Source organism: Glycomyces tritici (assembly GCF_030403505.1).
Window position 1 is genome coordinate 108,925 of record NZ_JAUEMJ010000013.1, and the last position, 16,794, is coordinate 125,718.

The window sequence follows — 16,794 nt, forward strand, 5'->3', positions numbered from 1 at the left end:
TTCCTCCTTGAACGGGTTACTGCATTGAGGGATGGGTTACTGCCGGGACGCCGGGCCCGGGGCCGCGGTGCTGCCCCGGTCGACGAGTTCTGGGTGGACGAACCGCACGACGTACGGGTCGCCTTCGGGGACCTGGTTCTCGATGCGGCGCACGAGCTGGCGCACGGCCATGCTGCCCAACCGGTCCGGGGCGCTCTCGATCGAGGAGTAGGGCAGGGAGAAGGTGCGCGCGAACTCGTCGGAGTAGCGGCCGATGACGGAGAGGTCGGCGGGGCTCTCGACGTCGCGCGAGCGCAGCACGGTGGGGAGCGCGGCGGCGGCGGCCTCGTTGTTGAGGAGCAGGCCCGTGGCGCCGGGGTGGGCGTCGAGGAGGGCGTGCAGGTCGCGGCCGATGTCGGGCTGGGTGGCGGCGCCGAACACGGTGTGGAGGGTGATGCCCTTGGCGGCGGCGGCCTGGACGGCGGCGTTCTGGAGGCGCCAGACGTAGGCGCCGCCGCGTTCGACGACGTGCTCGGGCTGGGAGACGAGGATGAGTTCGCGGTGGCCGAGGCGGGCGAGGTGGTCGACCATGGCGCGTCCGGCCTCTTCGAAGTCGAGGTCGAAGACGTCGACGCCGGTGCAGTCGCGCGGGAGGCCGACGAGCGCGCCGGGCTGGGCGGCGGCGCGGAGCACGGGGAGGCGGTCGTCGTCCTCGGCGACGTTGAGGAGCACGACGCCGTCGACCATGCGGGAGTCGGTGATGCGCTTGAGCGCGCCGGGCCCGTCCGAGTCGGAGCTGAGCAGGATGTCGTAGCCGAGGTCGCGGGCGGTGTCGGTGACGCCTTGGAGGTACTGGAGCATCGCGGGCGCGAACTCGTCGGGGAGGAACTGGGCGAGGAGCCCGATGACGTTGGAGCGGGAGGTGGCGAGGGCCCGGGCGCCGGCGTTGGGGGTGTAGCCGAGGTCCAGGGCGGCCTGGCGGACGCGCATCCGCACCTCGTCCGAGACGGCGCGCTTGCCGGTGAGCGCGTACGACGCGGTCGAGCGGGCCACGCCCGCGGCGCGGGCGACGTCGCCGATGTTGACCATGCTGTCCTCCTCCGAACCGGTTCGAATCGTCGAACCGGTTCGGAGCTTAACCCCGTGATGCGTCTGACGCAAGTGCCCCCTGGGAACGTTTCCCATGTATATGCCTTTGTTACATCGAAGATCTTGTATCGAACAGAGTTCGAAACTAGCGTCAGACCTCCATTGATGTGTCGAACCGGTTCGACCTATCGACGAGGAGCACTCATGCGATCCACCCTCAGATTTCCCCGGCTCCGCCGGGCCGCGACGCGGGCGGGCGTCATCGCCGCCGCCGTCGCCGCGGTCATAGCCGGAAGCTCGGTCCCGGCCGAGGCCGCCGGACTCACCCTCACCGTGGACGTGGGCAGCGTCGTGCGCCCGGCCACGCAGGTCGCCTCGGGCGGCCTCTACGGCGTCGGCTCGGACGCGCAGCCGACCACCGCGATGCTGCTGCCGCTCAACCCGACCAGCTTCACGCAGCCCGCGCCGGGCACCACGCACCTGGGCAACGGCGCGACCGAGCCGTGCTGCGACTCGCTCGACGTGGGCGACAACCTCATCCGGGCCGGCGCGCAGCAGTTCATCCGCATGCCCGACATCTACCCGACCTTCCCGTACCAGTGGCAGGGCTGGGGCGACTGGGAGTCGAAGGTCCGCAAGCAGGTCCAGGACCGGCTCGCCGAGACCGGCATGACGAACATCCACGGCTGGGAGCTGTGGAACGAGCCGGACTGGACCTGGAACACCGGCCAGGCCGGCTCGTTCAACGAGGGCTGGGCGCGCACGTACAAGCTCGTGGACTCGCTCGACCCGGTGACGCCGATCGTGGGCCCGAGCGACTCGTACTACAACCACGACCGGATGGTCTCGTTCCTGACGCACGCGAAGGCCACGAACACCGTGCCGGACGTGATCGTGTGGCACGAGCTGGGCGACATGGACTGGAACAGCTTCGACGACCACGTCGCCGACTACCGGGCCATCGAGGACTCGCTGGGGATCGCGGACCGGCCGATCGCGATCAATGAGTACAACAGCTTGAACCAGATGGACATCCCGTCGGTCGCCCTCCACTGGATGGCGGTGCTGGAGCGGCACGGCGCGCGCGAGGCGCACCGCGCGTACTGGTTCGAGGCGGGCACGTTCGACGGCCTGTTCACGCTGCAGAACCAGCCGACCGCCTCGTACTGGCTGTACCGCTGGTACGGCGCCATGACCGGCAACATCGTGCGGACCACGCCCCACTCGTGGCTGGACGGCGTGGCCTCCTACGACTCGTCCCGCAAGATCGTGAACACGGTCTTCGGCGGCGACTCCGGGAACAACACCGTGCGCGTCACCGGACTGGGCGCGTTCGGGTCGCAGGTGCGGGTGCAGCTGCTCTCGACGCCGGGATCGGGCCGCCACACCGCGGTCGCGTCGCCCACGACCGTCTCGACCACGACGATGACCGTGTCGAACGGCGCGATCTCGGTGCCCGTGAACAACATGAGCGCCGAGGCGGCCTACCAGCTGGTGGTCACCCCGGTGAACGGCCCGACCACCTCCTGGCAGCAGGTGTACGAGGCCGAGAACCAGACCGTGGTGAACGCGCAGACGCGCGGTGCGAGCGGCGCGTCGAACGGCTACTACGTGGGCGGCATCGACAACAACACGGACATGCGCTCGGACTCCTTCGTGGACTTCTCGGTGAACGTGCCGCAGGCCCGCAGCTACACGATGACCATCCGGTACGCCAACGGGACGGGAGCGGTCTCGACCCACGGCCTGGCCTACAACGGCGGCGGGTTCTCCACAGTGTCCTATCCGGCGACCGCGGGCTGGGCCCAGTTCGGCACGGTGCAGGTCACGGTGAACCTGAAGGCGGGCTACAACATGATCCGCCTGGCGAAGGGCGCGCCGAACTTCAACGGCGGGACCGGCTACGCCGAGCTCGACAGCATCACGCTGACCTAGCGGCCTGACGTGAGCGGGGGCCGGGCTCGCGCCCGGCCCCTTTAACATGTCCGGGACGGTGAAGACCATCGCGTTGTTCCCGCCGGTGAGGACCACGAGGAGGTCGCCCCAGAGGGAGGCGTGCTCGGCGAGGTCGGCGCCGACGTCCGCCGCCGCCGAGGTCTCGCCGGTCGCCATGTCCAGCACGGAGACCTCCCAGCCGCCCATGTGGGAGCCGTCCATCACCGCGCGGCCGCCCTGGACCGCCAGGGCGGAGACGAACAGCTCGCCTTCCACGATCTGGCCGCCGTCGAAGTCCAGGACCCGGGCGGTGCTCACCGTGTCGAAGGTCTGGTCGCCGAGGATGAGCGCGTTCGGGGAGGTGTACCAGTGCCCTTCGTCGGACCAGTCCAGCACGGCCTCCCAGACCTGCTCGCCCGTGGCGGTGTCGTAGGCGACGGTCTTATCGGCGTCGGTGTGGTCGAGGGCGACGCACACCAGATGGGGCCCGCAGGCTTTGACCTGCTGGACGCTGAGGTTGACGTCGAACGGGATGCTCCAGGCCGCGCCGATCTCGCCGGTCCCGCCGCTCCCCGCCGCGATGAAGTCGTCGAGCGAGTAGGCGTTCAGGGTGTCGCGCCCGGGGGAGGTCTCCTCGTTGGCGCGGCCGATCACGTAGCCGTCGAATACGGTCCAGAAGTCATCGTCGATCGGGAGCGCCCCTTCGGCGGTCTGGTCGCCGCTGGCGGCGTCGCGCACGATCGCCGTCCCCTCCTCCGGGTTCAGGTCCACGACCTGGCCGGCGGCGATGAGGTTGTCGTAGAGCGAGTGCGAGTTCGGGGGGACCGCGCCGACCGGGTCCTCCGCGCCCTCGTCCCAGACGGTCGCGGCACGGATGCGGTAGTCGTCGATGGTGTACAGGCTCTCGGGGCCCTTTTCGCGCCACACCTCCTCGCCCGTAGTGAGGTCGATGCGGATGGCGGCATTGTCCTCGAAGCCGTCGCGCTGCTCCACGAGGACGTCGGTGCCGTAGAAGGCGACGTCGTTGCGGTACTCCCAGGGCTGCTTCCACAGCAGTTCGCCGGTGTCGAGCCGGGCGACGGCGCGCATGGTCATGCCTTCGTCGGTGGCGGAGTAGAGGGCGTCCAAGACGAGCAGGTCGCCGACGATCGTCATGTGGAGCTCGGTCGGTTCCAGCTCGTATTCGTTCGTCCACAGTGAATCACCTTGGGCGTCGACGGCGTAGACGGTGGTGAACCCGGTGGTGACCTCGGCGATGACGGCGATGTTCTCGCCGGCGGCCACGGTGGCGGCGCCGGTGGTGCCGAGCTGCTGCTGGTAGACGGAGGCGAGTTCGGGGCCGTTCTCGCCCAGATTCTCGACGCCGTCGATGAGGCTGTCGGTGAGGTCGCCGGCGGTGCCGTCCCAGTCGAGCTGGGAGATGACGACGGCCACGATCGCGATGGTCGCGATCGCACTGGCCACCATGCCCAACACGTGCCGGCGGAACGGCCGCGGTATCGCGCGGGCCGGGGGCGGCCAGTTGAGGGTGACGGGCTGGGTGAGCGGCGGTGTCCCGGTCGCGCGCGGGGGGAGCGTGCCGCCCGGCGGGGTGGCGGCCGGGCCCGGTGGCGTGGGGGCGAGGCCCGGGGGCGTCGCGGGCGAGGGGCGTCCGCCCGGGTCCGGCGCCGGGGTCGGGGCCCCGACCACCGGGTACGGCGCGTAGTGCAGCGGTCCGGGTGCCCCCGCGGGCGGGGTCGCGGGCGGGCTCGAGACCGCCTCGATCTGGTCGGTGACGCTGAACCGCAAGGCGCCGAAGGCGACCGGGAGTTCGGGCTGCTCGGGGACGGCGGGGGCGACGCCGAGGCGGGCGTGGAGGCGGGTGGCGACGAGGGGCATGCGGCTGGAGCCGCCGACGAGGAGGAGCGCGGTGAGTTCGCCGGCGGCGAGTCCGGCGCGTTCGACGGTGCGGCGGGTCTCGTCGATGGCGCGGGAGACGAGCGGGTCGGCGAGGGACTGGAGTTCGTCGCGGGTGAGGTGCAGGCCCATCGGGTTGTGGCCGGGGAGGGCGACGGGGGCGGTGGAGGTGCGCGAGAGCATCTCTTTCGCGGCGCGCACCTCGCCCCAGAAGGCGAGGCGGTCGCGCAGGTCGGCGGTGGTCTGGGGATCCGAGAGCCGCTGCCACAGTTCGGGGTCGCGTCCGGCGACGATGCGGCCGAGGTGGGCGGCGAGGGCCATGTCGACGTCGAGGCCGCCGAGGTCGTCGAGGCCGCCGACGGCGAGGGTGCGGAAGCGTCCGGTGTCGTCGTCCTCGCGGCGGACCACGGCCACGTCGAAGGTGCCGCCGCCGAAGTCGAAGATGGCGACGGCGCCGCCGCGCGGGATGTCCTGGCCGAGGATCTCGGCGCAGTAGGTGGCGGCGGCGATGGGTTCGGCGAGGAGGCGGACGCGGCCGAACCCGGCGAGGACGGCGGCGCGTTCGAGGACGGCGCGGCGGACCGGGCCCCAGTCGGCGGGGTAGGTCAGGACGGTCTCGGTGGGGCGCTGCCCGGTGGAGGCGGCGGCTTCGGCGACGCGGCGCAGGCCGGTGGCGAGGAGTTCTTCGACCGGGACTTCGCGGTCGCCGAGGAGGACGGCGCCGTCGTCGATGCGGCGCTTGGGGTGCGGTTCGAAGCGCGCGGGTTCGGAGGCGGCGAGCCGCTGGGCGTCGCGGCCGGTGTGGAGTTCCCCGCTGGTGTCGAGGTAGACGCCGGAGGGGAGCAGCGGCGAGCCGTCGAAGAGCAGGGAGCGGGGTTCGGCGCCTTCGCGGCCGACCACGGCGACGGTGTGGGTGGTGCCGAGGTCGACGGCGAGCCATACGGGGGTCTGCAAGCTGGTCCTGTTCATGGGCGGTGAGTCGGGGGGTGGAGGGACCGGCGATCCGTCGCGAGGATATCGCGGTGCCGGACCCTCGGTCTACTGTGTCACCACCATCCGACGGCGGCGGGGAACGGGGCGTCACGCGGGGGCCCGGGGCCGGGGGTCGTTCGAGGCCCCGGTGCGGGCCGGCGCGGTCGTCCGCGCCGGCCCGGCCGCGGGGGCCCTCACGGGTTGAGCGAGGTGAGGACCACCAGTTCGGTCTCGTCGTGCGGGAGGTACCGGACCCGCACGACCATGCCCGGCTGGAGCTGCGGCAGCGCGCTCGCGTCGACGGGCTTGCGCTGGTCGAGGTCGAACGCGGTCTGGTCGGCGCGGGTGACGCGGAACTTGATGTCCATGACGGCGCGGTCGCCCTGGATCTCGCCGGTCGGGTTGAGCGCCAGCACGACCGCTTTCGCTTCGACGCCCTGCTCGGAGATCTGGAGCTGGCGGGGGGTGACGAGGCCCTTGGCGACGCGCACGCGGTCGAGCACGGCCTGCAGCTCCTGCTGCGGGGCGTCGGCGGCGATGGCGATGATCCCGTCGGTGCTGCCGGGCCGGTAGCGGACGGGCAGGACCGCGCCGGGGACGACTGCGGCGAGTTCGGTGATGTCGATGATCGCCTTGGCGACGCCGCGGAACGACTGGCCGTCCATGGTGTCGACGTCGAACAGGATCTCCAGCTGCGGCTGGTCGTTGATGCTCAGGCCGGTGCGGGAGGCGGAGACGATGGTGCCCATGGCGATCGGGGCGCCTTCGAAGCCTTTCGCGCCGAGCCCGCGCATCTCGCGGATCGCGCCGTCGGCCATGCGGGAGATGGAGAAGAAGGGGAGCGTGGCGAGGAGGACGATCGGTCCGGCCATCCAGCCGTTGGCCCAGGCGGCGGGGCCCTCGCTGGTGAGGCCGGTGTAGACGAACACGGCGGTGAGTGCGGCGCCGACGATGAGGCCGATGACGGCGATGGTCTTGAACATGAGGTGTTCCTTTCGGGTTGTTCGGTTCAGTCTCTGGTGGTTCCTGCGCCTACCGGTCACAGGTTTCGGTCAGTCGCGGCCGATCTCGACGCGTTCGATGGAGCCTTCGGGGGCGACGATCACGAGGTCGCCGAGCCAGTAGGAGCCTTCGGGTGCGGCGATCACGGCGGTGTGGCCGGAGGGGCCGGTCAGGGCGCGGCCGAGGCGGCTGCCGGTGTCGAGCGAGGCGGTGACCTGGCCGGTGGCGAGGTCGACGACGTGGAGCGCGAACGCGTCCACGGCGGGTTCGGGCTGGTGCTCGACGAGGACGTGCCCGGAGGCGGCCCCGGCGGCGGTGGTGCCGAGGCCGGTCCACAGCTCCTGGCCGGCGGCGGCCGCGTCCTCCATGAACTCCTCGATGAGCGCGTCCACGTCGATCTCCACGGTGAACTGGGAGACGAGGGCGGTCTGGTCGAGGACGATCCCGGCGCCGTAGAACACGCGGGTGCCCAGGGCGCGTTCGCCTTCGGAGTCGCTGAGGACGAGGCCGCCGCCGAGGGCGTTGTCGGCGACCGGCTCGATCCGCACCGTGGCCTCGCCGTCGGCGAGGAGCGCTTCGGTGCTGGTCATGCCGCCGATGTCGGGGACGGTCCCTTCGGCGAAGAGCAGGCCGGACCAGGTGGCGGTGGTGCCCGCGTCGGCCGGGGTCGCTTCGAGCGCGTCGAGGGCGATGGTGTGGACGCCCCCGTTCACGTCGAGCGCGACGACGGCGCCGAGCGCGGGGTCGAAGCCGTAGGCCGCACCCGAGACCGACTGGGAGCCTTCGAGACCGGGCACGTCGCCGGGAGCGGTGACGAGATCGCCGTCGGCGAGGTCGAGGATCATCAGCCCGTCGTCCGAGGCGAGGTACGCGTAGTGCTCCCCCGCCGCGACCACGGCCGTCTTCCAGGCCGGTTCCTCAGCGAGCCGCACGTCCCACGCGGTGTCGCCGGTCGCCAGGTCGACCGCGGCGATCCGCACCTCGAACATCTCGTGCTCGAACGAGGTGATCAGGTCCCCGGACCCGTTGCGGTCGTACGGGACGAGCGCGAGGTCGGCGCCGGCGTAGTGCGCGAAGCCGATCCCGGACTGGATCGCGACGTCCGGTTCGGGCGCGGTGAGGTACTCGCCGCCGATCGCCACGGCCCCGATCAGCAACCCGGGCACCCAGATCAGCGCGAACGCCCCGAGCAGCCCCCGGCGTCGCGGCTTCGGCGTCAGCGGGTGGCTCGGGGTGCCGTACGGGGAGTGCACGGCCTGCTGGTGGGCGGGGAACGGCCGGGCCGACGAGTATCCGGGGACGTGGCTCATGACGGGTCTCCTTGAACGCTGTGGGCTCCAGCGTCCCCCCGGTTCGGCCCCTACCGATCACAACTTCGGCGGCGCCCGCGAAGGGCCGGACCCGACTACACTTCGCGTCATGGTGCAGAGCATCGCGGCCGGGGCGGCCGTGCCCCGGGGCATGCTCATCGCCGACGCCTGGGCCCAGCTCGGCGACGGCGTCGCGCCCCTGAGCAACCCGTCGGGCCGCCCGCTCGCGCGCACCGTGAAACTCCTCCTCGACCCGCTCGTGCTGCGCCCCACCATGAATCCGCGGTTCGCCGGCGGCATGGTCGGCGTCGAGCACGTCGACGAGCTGCGCCGCGTCCTGCTCGAGGCGGGCCCGGCCCTGGCCGCGACCGCGGCCTGGTTCCAGCTGCTGAAGCAGGCCCGGCGGCGCGCGGGCGTCACCGAGGGCAACCCGCAGGACCTCTACTTCCAGCGCTGCTTCGAACTCGCGCACGAGCACGGCGACCCGCGCGCCGTCCCGGACGCGGAGGCGATCGCGGCCGAGACCGTCGCCGAAGTGCGGGCCGAGCGCGGCGAGGTCACCGTGGACCGGCTGCGCCGCTTCATGACCGACCCCGACCAGGTGGTTCGTCTCGCCGGGCTCCTCCAGCACGCCTGGGCGGACCGGCCCGCCCCCGGCCCCGCCCCGCGGGACGGGCTCACCGCGTTCCTCGACACCTGCGCGACCGAGCCCGACGAGCGCGCCTGGAAGGCCCTGGCGGCGAACGGGACCGGCACCGCCGAAGCGGCCGAACTCGACCGGCCGCGCGTCGCCCGCGACTACGGGCTCACCGAGAAGGACCGGCCCGCGCCCCCGGCACTGGGCGACCGCGCCTCCAAGCGGCGGCTCCCGCCCCCGTTCGACCGGTCCATCATGGAGCGACTGTTCGCGGCGTTCACCGCCGTGTTCCAGCGCGCCTCCATGGCCGACATCCCCACGATGGTCGTCGGCGAGATCCACCGCTCGGCCTCCGCCTGGCAGCTCGCCGAGGAACCCAGCCGCGTCGCCATGGCGCTCGGACGCGACGCCAGCAACGGCATCGACTACTGGGTCGACCCGCCCCTGACCTCGGACGCCAACGGGCGCCTGCAGGCCCGCTACGCCCGCGAGGCGTACGTCCACGCCGTCCACCGACTCGCCGACCCCGAATCGGCGAACGTCCCCGACGACCTCAAGCACGAGATCGTGTACGTCCAGGGCCCCTACCTCCGGCGACTGTGGGCGCGCCTGCACGGGCGCGAACTGCGCGGCGAGACCACCGCCGCCGCCGACGTGTGGGACCTCCTCGACGGCGTCTTCCGGTCCGTCCTCCTCGACCAGCGCGACCGGCTCAGGCGCCTCCTCGAACGCGACGGAGGCCCGGCATGACCGAGTTCGCGGTCGGCCGCGTCCGCGCCGTCGTCATCGTCGGCGCCTGGCGAACGAACCCGCCCGGCGTCGTCCGCCCCCACCCCGAGCGCACCGCCCTCCTCGAAGCGCGCGGCGCCCTCCTCTACTGGGACGTCCTGGACCGCCGCGACCATCCCGCCGCCGAGATCCACGACAGCGACCTGGCCGCCGACTGGCTCTGGGAAATCTACGGACCCGACGCCGCGAGCGCGATCCTCAACGGCGACGACACGATCACCACCGAATGGGACTCACCGGTCCTCGACGCCGCCCGGCGCCTCGCCCACCTGCGGTGGGCCGAAGCGTGGTGGCCGTCCTCGCACGCCGCCGCGATCCCCGCACTCGACACCGGGCTCCTGCGGGCCGAGACCGCCTGGCGCACCGCCGCCGTCGAACACCTCCTCGACGACGACGAAGCGGTCGAACGCGCGCTCGCCGACGCCGACGTGGCGGCGGCGCAAGCCCACGGCGCCACCGAACTCACGGCCGCGCTCGAAGCACTCGCCGAGGACTACGGCATCGAACTGCGCCGCGAACCCGCGCAGCTCCGCCGCGAGGACTGGGCGCTCGCCGCGAGCGGCACCCCCGCCGTCGACTTCGCGCTCGCCAGCGGCGGCGGACCCGTCGCCTGGGAGCGGGTCCCCCAAGGCCTGGTCGACGCCGCCGCCGGGGCGACCTGGACCCTCACGCAGCGCGAAGGCGGCCTGGCCGTCCACGTCACCGTCCCGGCCGCACCCGAAGCCCGCGACCTGCGCCTGGCCGCCGCCATCGGCAACGTCGACGTCCCGCTGCGGCTCGACCCCGCCACCGGGGACTTCACCGGCGAAGCCGAAGCGCCGCAAGCGTTCCTCATGCTCCCCGCCGCCCAACGCAACCTCTGGGTCTACTCCCCCGACTTCGTGAGCGAACCGGTCGACGCCGAGGAGGCGCCGCACCGGGCCGCGATCATCGAATACGCCCGCGAACGCCGCACCGACCCGAACGCCAGCCTCGCCGAGCGCGCCGCATGACCGACGACGACCTGATCGGCCTCCACGGCAAGGAAAGCTCAGGCCCGCGCTGGGCCCCGATGCGCGACATCAACAACGCCGCCGCCCGCCTCGTGGCCGAAGGCCGCCCCACCGAGGCGACCGCGAAGTTCGAAGAGGCCTACCGGCTCACCCTCGTACCGGACATCGACGCCGCCGGACTCGACGCCCGCGCCCGAGTCCTGGGCAACCTCGCCTCCCTCGCCGAGCACCGCGGCGACACCGACGAAGCCCTCCGCCTCGCCGAGGAGGCACTCCTCGCCTGCGAACGCGCTGAACGGGAAGCGGGCGACCGGTACGGCACCGTCGCCGTCCGCACCTCCGTCCTCATCCACCGCGCCCAGACGTTCCAGCTCCTGGGCCGCTACGACGACGCGCTCACCGACCTCGACACCGCACTCCTCCTCATCGACACCGCCGACGACGACCACAACAACCGGCTGCTGGCCTTCACCGTCCACAACACCCGCACCGTGCAACTCATCTACCTCGAACAGCTCGAAGCGGCCGAGGCCGCCGCCCGCCACGCCCTCGCACTGGCCACCGCCCACGACCCCCGCCTCGCCGCCCACCCCTACTCGAACCTCGCCCTCATCGCGCAATCCCACAACGAGCACGACGCCGCCATGACCTACCTGCGCCTGGCCGAGCAGATCCACACCGCGGCAGGCAACACCACCGAAGCCGCGCTGGTCGTCGCCAACCAGGGCCGCGTCGCCGCCCGCCGCGGCGACACCGACACCGCCGTGCGACTCCTCGCCGCCGCCGAACAGGCGCTCCTCGACGGCGAGCAGCCGCTGCGAGCCGCGGAGATCCGCCTCGGACGCGCGCACGCCGCGTTCCAGATCGGCGACACCGACCTGGCGGGCTCCCTGCTCCCGCAAGCGACCGAGACGTTCCGCGGCGCAGGGCACGTGGTGATGCTCGCCGAAGCCCTCGGCCTCCAGGGCGACATGCTCGCGGCCGAAGGCGACCTCTACGCGGCCGAGAACGCCTACCTCGAAGCACGCGCGCTCTACCAGGAGACCGGTGCGCGCTACCACCTCGCGCGAGTCGACATGCGGCGCGCCATCGCCCTCTCGGACCTGGCCGAGCGCGCGACCGAACCCCACGAGCAGCTGGACTTGATGCAGAAGGCGCTCTACCTCTCCCTGCCCTCCGCGCTCGCCACCGACGCGATCCGCCACACGTACGCGCCCGGCACGGCCCGGGAGCAGTGGGCCGCCACGGTCGCGATCCCGGCCATGGCGCACGCGCTGCACCTGGCGATGGCCCTGCAGGACGGGGCGCTGATCTCCGAACTCCTCGAGCACATGAGCGGCACGATGTCGCTGCACGCGCCGAGCCCGGCCGCCGCGTTCACGACCGGTATCGACGCGTTCGAGCCCCCGATGCCCACCGCGGCGACCGAGGAGCTCTCGTTCGCCGCGTCGGCGTTCGTCACCGGCGTCTCGGCGGGCTTCCCGACACCGCGGTTCGCCCTGCCACCCCGGATGCGCGTCAACCCGAACCGGCCGTCCGCCCTGGAGCCGTGGATCGCCGCAGCCGAGCAGTGGTACGGGTTCGCGATCCGCTCCGACCAGGTGGTCGACGCATGGTGACGCCCACGGTCCAGCTCAAGCTCGTCGACACCGACCACCTGTTCTACACATGGCGCTGGGAGCACGAGCTCGGCGCGATCCAGAACATCGTGGTCCCCGGCGAGACCGTCTGGCCGGTCCTGGACGAACTCGCGGCCTCGCTCCCGACCCCGCTTCCCGGCGAGACCGTCGAACAGGCGCTGGAACGCTCACTGAACGGCCCGCTCACCGACCCCGAGCGCGAGTTCGAACTCGCGTGGTCACTCGCCCGGGCGCTCATCCCGCACAAACTGGCGATGGAGCTGAACGCCTACCTCGAGCAGGGCATCCGCCCTCACGTGCGCATCCAGCCCTCCCACGCCACGGCCCAAGTCCCTTGGGAGGCACTGCGAGTCGACGACCGCGAGCGGTTCGTGACCAACGCCGACATGTCGGTCCTGCCCCCCGCGACCGTGCGCAACGCTCACGAACGTCGAATCAGCCCATGGAACCCGGACGGCCGCGTCGCCGCCGTGCTCGACCCGAAGATCCCCGGCGCGACAGCGGCTCTCGGCTCAGTGCTGGGCCCGGAAGGCGGCGCGCTCGCCGAGCAGCTCGGCCTGGAGAACACCGCATTCCGCAGGTCGGACCAGACCCGCGACACCCTCGAACCCGCGCTCGCCGAAGCCTCCCGTTTCCTCTATGTAGGACACGTGACCACCTCGGCCCACGGCCTCGACGCCCGTCTCCATTTGAGCTGCGGCCCAGGCACGACCGGTCGCGCGGCGGTCGTCGCGGGCCACCGCCCGCTCACCGCCGCGGACATCGTGCTCGGCCACCGCCCCGAGTCGCCCGGCGCCTGGCGCATGCCGAACCGGGTCGCGCTCATCGCGTGCGAAAGCGGCGGCGAAGCCCGCTTCGCCGAACCGGTCGGCCTCGTCGCCGCCGCCCTCCACACTGGAGCGCAGTACGTGACCGCGACCCGCTGGACGCTCCCCACGGACGCCGGCCTGCGGCGCTTCGCCCCCCGGGCTACACCCGAGACCACGGTGATCCCCGAAGTCGTCCTCGCCGTCGACCGGGCCCACCGGTCCCCCGACCCGGTCGCCGCTTTGAGCGCCTGGCAGCGGGCCCATGCGGCTGAATGGGAGTCCCACGGCCGCCTTGAAGACTCCCCGATCATCTGGGCGGCCTTCGGCACTACCTTCGGCTGACGGCCGCGCCGTACTCGTCAGGCTGCCGTCGCGGGGACGGGCTCGGGCGGGGTGCTCGGCCGCAACCGGACGACCGCCGCAGCCCAAGCGCCGCAGGCGCACAGCGCGAACGCCGCGGCGAAGTGCAGCAGGCCCCGGTGCAGGAACTCCTCGCCCGTCGCATCGACCGCGTACGTGGTCAGCTCGCGGGTCGACCACAGCGGCAGGACCTTCGCGAGCGTCCCTTCAGGATCGGCGAGCATCTGGGTGGCCATGACGGCCAGCAGCGCCAGTGCGCCCTCGAGTTCGCGCGGGAGCGCGAGGCTCACGACCGCGCCCAGGGGCGCGGCGACGAGCACCGTCGTCCCCAGGAGCAGCGCGACCGCCCAGAGCCGCTCGACGTCCTGCGCCACCGCGACGAGGACGAGGTAGGCGCCGGCGATGGTGAAGCCGGTGCCGAGGAGGGCGAGCTGCCTGCCGAGGAGCAGGGCCGTGGGCGAGGCGCCGACGACGGCGAGCCGCCGGTCGAGGTGGCGGGAGCCGACATGGGAGAACAGGGCGAGCGTCGCCACCGCCCAGCCGACGCCGAGGGCGAGGAAGCGCACGGCCTGGCCCGGTTCGTCGCTCCTGGCGGCGTAGAACGCCAGGGGCAGGGCGATGACGAGCAGGAGCGCCGCGCGGCGGCGGGTGAGTTCGCGCAGGCTGATCCCTGCGATGGCGAGCAGCATCAGCGGTCCTCCGCGCCTTGGAGTTCGAGCAGGTGGTCGACCTTGTCGAGGTCGTGGAGCAGGTGCGTGACGACGAGGACGCCGGCGCCCGCGTCGCGCCACGCGTACACCTGGGCCCACAGGTCCAGATAGGAGTCCTGATCGAAGCCCTGGTAGGGCTCGTCGAGCAGGATCAGGTCGGGCCGGCTGAGCTCGCCCAGGACGACGTTGAGCTTCTGCTGGGTGCCGCCGGAGAGCTGGGACGCGACGACGCCGGGCCGGGGCCGCCAACCGAGTCCGGCGGCGAGGTGCGCGCCGGTGGCGACGGCTTTGCGGGCGCCCATGCGGTGCACCGCGCCGAAGAGGCGGAAGTGCTCGTCGGCGGTGAGGTAGGGGGCGACGCCGTGCTGCTGCGGGGCGTAGCCGATGCGGGCGGTGCGTTCGACGACGCCGCTGGTGGCCTTGGTGGTTCCTGCGCAGATGTCGAGCAGGGTGGATTTGCCGGCGCCGTTCGCGCCGGTCACGGCCGCCACTTCGCCCGCGTGCAGGGTCAGGTCGACGCCGCGGAGGACCTCGCGGCGGCGGTACCGCTTCGTCACGCCGGCCAGGCGCAGGACGACCGGCCCCCTGGCCCTGGCGAGCGGCGCGCGCAAGGGCGCGGGCCGGGCGGCGCGGGCCACCGCGGCCGCATACGCCGCCGCGGGTCCGAAGAGCTGCGCGGGGTGGCGGCCCGCCGCGATCGCCTCGGCGCGGCTGTCCTCCGAGAGCCGTTGCGCCTCAGCGGGATCGACGCCTTGCTCGAGGAGTACGCGGGTGAAGGAGTCGTGCCATTCGTCGCCGGTCACGAGGCCTCCACCTCGGCCAGGTCGACGCGGTCGGCGATGCGGTCCATGGCCTGGCGGAACTCGCGCCAGACGGCGACCCGCTCGTCGGCCGCGGCCCGGCCTTCGGCGGTGAGCCGGTAGTACTTGCGCCGCGGTCCAACCGTGGAGGACACCCAGTCCGCCTGGACCAGGCCCTGCTTCTCCAGTCGCAGCAGCGAGGGGTACAGCGTCCCGCCGGGGATCTCACCGAAACCCGACTCGGCGAGCCGCTGCGCGAGCCCGAGCCCGTAGTCGCGGCGCTCACCCAACAGGCACAACAGGCAGAGGTCGAGAAATCCGTGCAGCCATTGCTGCCTCATCGCATCCAGCATGCTAAGTAGCCTAACTGACTACCACTAGATAGAGAGACTGGGTACCAAATTTCCGCGTCCCCGCACTCTCCGAAACTCACTCGCACAGCACGGCAAAGCCGGTCGACCCGCAAGCGGATCGACCGGCCCACATGGAAGTTCAGACGAGATCGCCGAGCAGCTGCGCCGGCTCGCCCTCGATGGCGAGCGCGTCGAGGATGACGAGCAGCTGACTCTCCTCGTACCGGAAGTGGGTCTCCATGACCGCGCTGATGCCGTCGAGGTGGCGGTGGAGCTCGTCGGGGCCGGCGCCGGAGTCCATTGCGGCGGTGAGCTGGCCGATGAGGTGCTCGAGCATGTTGTGGTCGGTCATGAGATTGGCGATCACGGGCTTGAGCCCGGGGTGCTCGGCGATGACCTGCGGGAAGAGACCGCCGTCCTCGCTGCGGTGGTGGCCGCTGAGGGCCGAGCAGAAGCCGCGGCAGAACAGGAGGAGGTCCTGCCCGTCTGTTTCTTCGAATTCACCGTCGATGGAGCGGCGGGCGAGGTCGAGCGCCTTGCGCAGGCGCTGGTGGACATTGCGAAGCTGGGTGCTGAACGCGACCAGGCGGTCGGTGTCGGAACTGATTGAGGTGTCTCCTTCGATCACGGCGACCCGCCCGGGGGCGAAAGCGCCGCGAGCGATATTACCCGCGCAGGCCCGGGCGCGGGCCGCCTATGATCCGGATCATGACCGACCTCCTCTCCTTTCACCGCCGCACGATGACCATCGCGGCGGCAATCGTCGAACAGGTCCGCGACGACCAGCTCCACTCGGAAACCCCTTGCGCTGGTTGGGATCTCTCGCAGCTGCTCGCCCACATGACCGGGCAGAACCACGGCTTCGCCTCGGCAGCCCGGGGCGAGGCGTTCGATCCGGCCACCTGGGCCGACAGGCCCGTGTCGGCCGCCCCGGGCGATACCTTCGCGGCGTCGGCCGCCGAGGTGGTCGACGCCTTCGCCTCGGAGGGAGCGCTCGAGCGCGACTGGCCGATCCTCGTCGGCGCCGACCAGTCCGTCCAGGTCGCCGGCAAGCAGGCCCTCGGCTTCCATTTCATCGACTACGTCGTGCACGGCTGGGATGTGGCCGTGTCGATCGGGCTCACGCCCGAGTTCGACGACGACCTCCTCGATGCGGTGCTGCTGCTGGCCGCGGAGGTACCGCTTGAGGGCCCCACCCGCAACGGCCCGTTCGCGCCGTTCGCCCCGGCCGTCCCCATCGATGCGGGCCAAGGCGACCTGAGTCGCCTCCTTGCCATCCTCGGTCGCGACCCCGAATGGAAGCCCCGACCGAACCGATAGCCCGACCCCGGCTCGAACCCTGGTTCTCCCCAGCGCAGCGGAAGTTATCCACAGGCGGAAAACTCACTGTTGCCGCTCCGCCGCACCCCGTGACAGTGTTGATGCATGCGTCTGAACAGCGGCAACACCGCACTCACCACCACCATCCACAAGGTCGTGTCCAGGAAGGACGTGCTCGCGCGAAAAGTTATCCACAGGCAG

The 16,794-nt window shown here is 72.0% G+C and carries 13 protein-coding genes and 1 pseudogene; 6 read left to right on the forward strand and 8 right to left on the reverse strand.

What is annotated here, in order from left to right:
* Positions 1-36: 36 nt before the first annotated feature.
* Entirely contained in the window at positions 37-1,068 is a 1,032-nt protein-coding gene (locus tag QWI33_RS27365) for a LacI family DNA-binding transcriptional regulator (RefSeq protein WP_289959865.1), read from the reverse strand.
* A 204-nt stretch (positions 1,069-1,272) separates the two neighbouring features.
* On the opposite strand from QWI33_RS27365, the gene QWI33_RS27370 reads away from it, so the two are divergent.
* Positions 1,273-3,003 (forward strand): carbohydrate-binding protein, encoded by a 1,731-nt coding sequence (locus tag QWI33_RS27370; protein ID WP_289959866.1) that lies wholly within the window; start codon positions 1,273-1,275, stop codon positions 3,001-3,003.
* Positions 3,004-3,903: 900 nt separating this feature from the next.
* On the opposite strand, the pseudogene QWI33_RS29530 reads toward QWI33_RS27370, so the two are convergent.
* The 3 genes and pseudogenes from QWI33_RS29530 to QWI33_RS27390 all read right to left on the reverse strand — a co-directional run.
* A pseudogene (locus QWI33_RS29530) lies at positions 3,904-5,868 on the reverse strand (Hsp70 family protein); the annotation flags it as partial.
* 197 nt (positions 5,869-6,065) lie between these two features.
* Positions 6,066-6,854 carry a hypothetical protein gene (locus QWI33_RS27385; protein ID WP_289959869.1) on the reverse strand — a complete coding sequence of 263 codons (789 nt, stop codon included), beginning with the start codon at positions 6,852-6,854 and terminating at the stop codon, positions 6,066-6,068.
* A 69-nt stretch (positions 6,855-6,923) separates the two neighbouring features.
* Positions 6,924-8,183: a PA2928 family protein gene (locus tag QWI33_RS27390; protein ID WP_289959870.1), complete on the reverse strand. Its 1,260-nt coding sequence runs from the start codon at positions 8,181-8,183 to the stop codon at positions 6,924-6,926.
* A gap of 109 nt (positions 8,184-8,292) precedes the next feature.
* Between QWI33_RS27390 and QWI33_RS27395 the strand changes: the two genes are divergently transcribed.
* Genes QWI33_RS27395 through QWI33_RS27410 form a run of 4 tightly spaced genes read left to right on the forward strand, consistent with a single transcriptional unit; the run spans position 8,293 to position 13,392 of the window.
* Positions 8,293-9,570 (forward strand): hypothetical protein, encoded by a 1,278-nt coding sequence (locus tag QWI33_RS27395; RefSeq protein ID WP_289959871.1) that lies wholly within the window; start codon positions 8,293-8,295, stop codon positions 9,568-9,570.
* Positions 9,567-10,601: a hypothetical protein gene (locus tag QWI33_RS27400; protein WP_289959872.1), complete on the forward strand. Its 1,035-nt coding sequence runs from the start codon at positions 9,567-9,569 to the stop codon at positions 10,599-10,601. Before QWI33_RS27395 ends, QWI33_RS27400 begins: the two co-directional genes overlap by 4 nt.
* Positions 10,598-12,220 carry a hypothetical protein gene (locus tag QWI33_RS27405; protein ID WP_289959873.1) on the forward strand — a complete coding sequence of 541 codons (1,623 nt, stop codon included), beginning with the start codon at positions 10,598-10,600 and terminating at the stop codon, positions 12,218-12,220. Before QWI33_RS27400 ends, QWI33_RS27405 begins: the two co-directional genes overlap by 4 nt.
* Positions 12,214-13,392: a CHAT domain-containing protein gene (locus QWI33_RS27410; protein ID WP_289959874.1), complete on the forward strand. Its 1,179-nt coding sequence runs from the start codon at positions 12,214-12,216 to the stop codon at positions 13,390-13,392. Before QWI33_RS27405 ends, QWI33_RS27410 begins: the two co-directional genes overlap by 7 nt.
* 17 nt (positions 13,393-13,409) lie before the next feature.
* Here the strand turns inward: QWI33_RS27410 and QWI33_RS27415 are convergent, their stop codons facing one another.
* From QWI33_RS27415 to QWI33_RS27430, 4 genes are all read right to left on the reverse strand, one after another.
* On the reverse strand, positions 13,410-14,099 hold the full coding sequence (locus tag QWI33_RS27415; RefSeq protein ID WP_289959875.1) for a hypothetical protein: 690 nt from the start codon (positions 14,097-14,099) through the stop codon (positions 13,410-13,412).
* Complete coding sequence (locus tag QWI33_RS27420) at positions 14,099-14,923, reverse strand: ATP-binding cassette domain-containing protein (RefSeq protein ID WP_289959876.1); 825 nt, start codon at positions 14,921-14,923, stop codon at positions 14,099-14,101. Before QWI33_RS27420 ends, QWI33_RS27415 begins: the two co-directional genes overlap by 1 nt.
* Entirely contained in the window at positions 14,920-15,273 is a 354-nt protein-coding gene (locus QWI33_RS27425; protein WP_289959877.1) for a PadR family transcriptional regulator, read from the reverse strand. Before QWI33_RS27425 ends, QWI33_RS27420 begins: the two co-directional genes overlap by 4 nt.
* A 139-nt stretch (positions 15,274-15,412) precedes the next feature.
* Positions 15,413-15,901, reverse strand: coding sequence for a hemerythrin domain-containing protein (locus QWI33_RS27430; protein ID WP_289959878.1), 489 nt, complete (start codon positions 15,899-15,901; stop codon positions 15,413-15,415).
* A gap of 80 nt (positions 15,902-15,981) precedes the next feature.
* Here QWI33_RS27430 and QWI33_RS27435 point away from each other — a divergent pair, with 80 nt between their 5' ends.
* Positions 15,982-16,593: a TIGR03086 family metal-binding protein gene (locus tag QWI33_RS27435; RefSeq protein ID WP_289959879.1), complete on the forward strand. Its 612-nt coding sequence runs from the start codon at positions 15,982-15,984 to the stop codon at positions 16,591-16,593.
* Positions 16,594-16,794 lie beyond the last annotated feature (201 nt).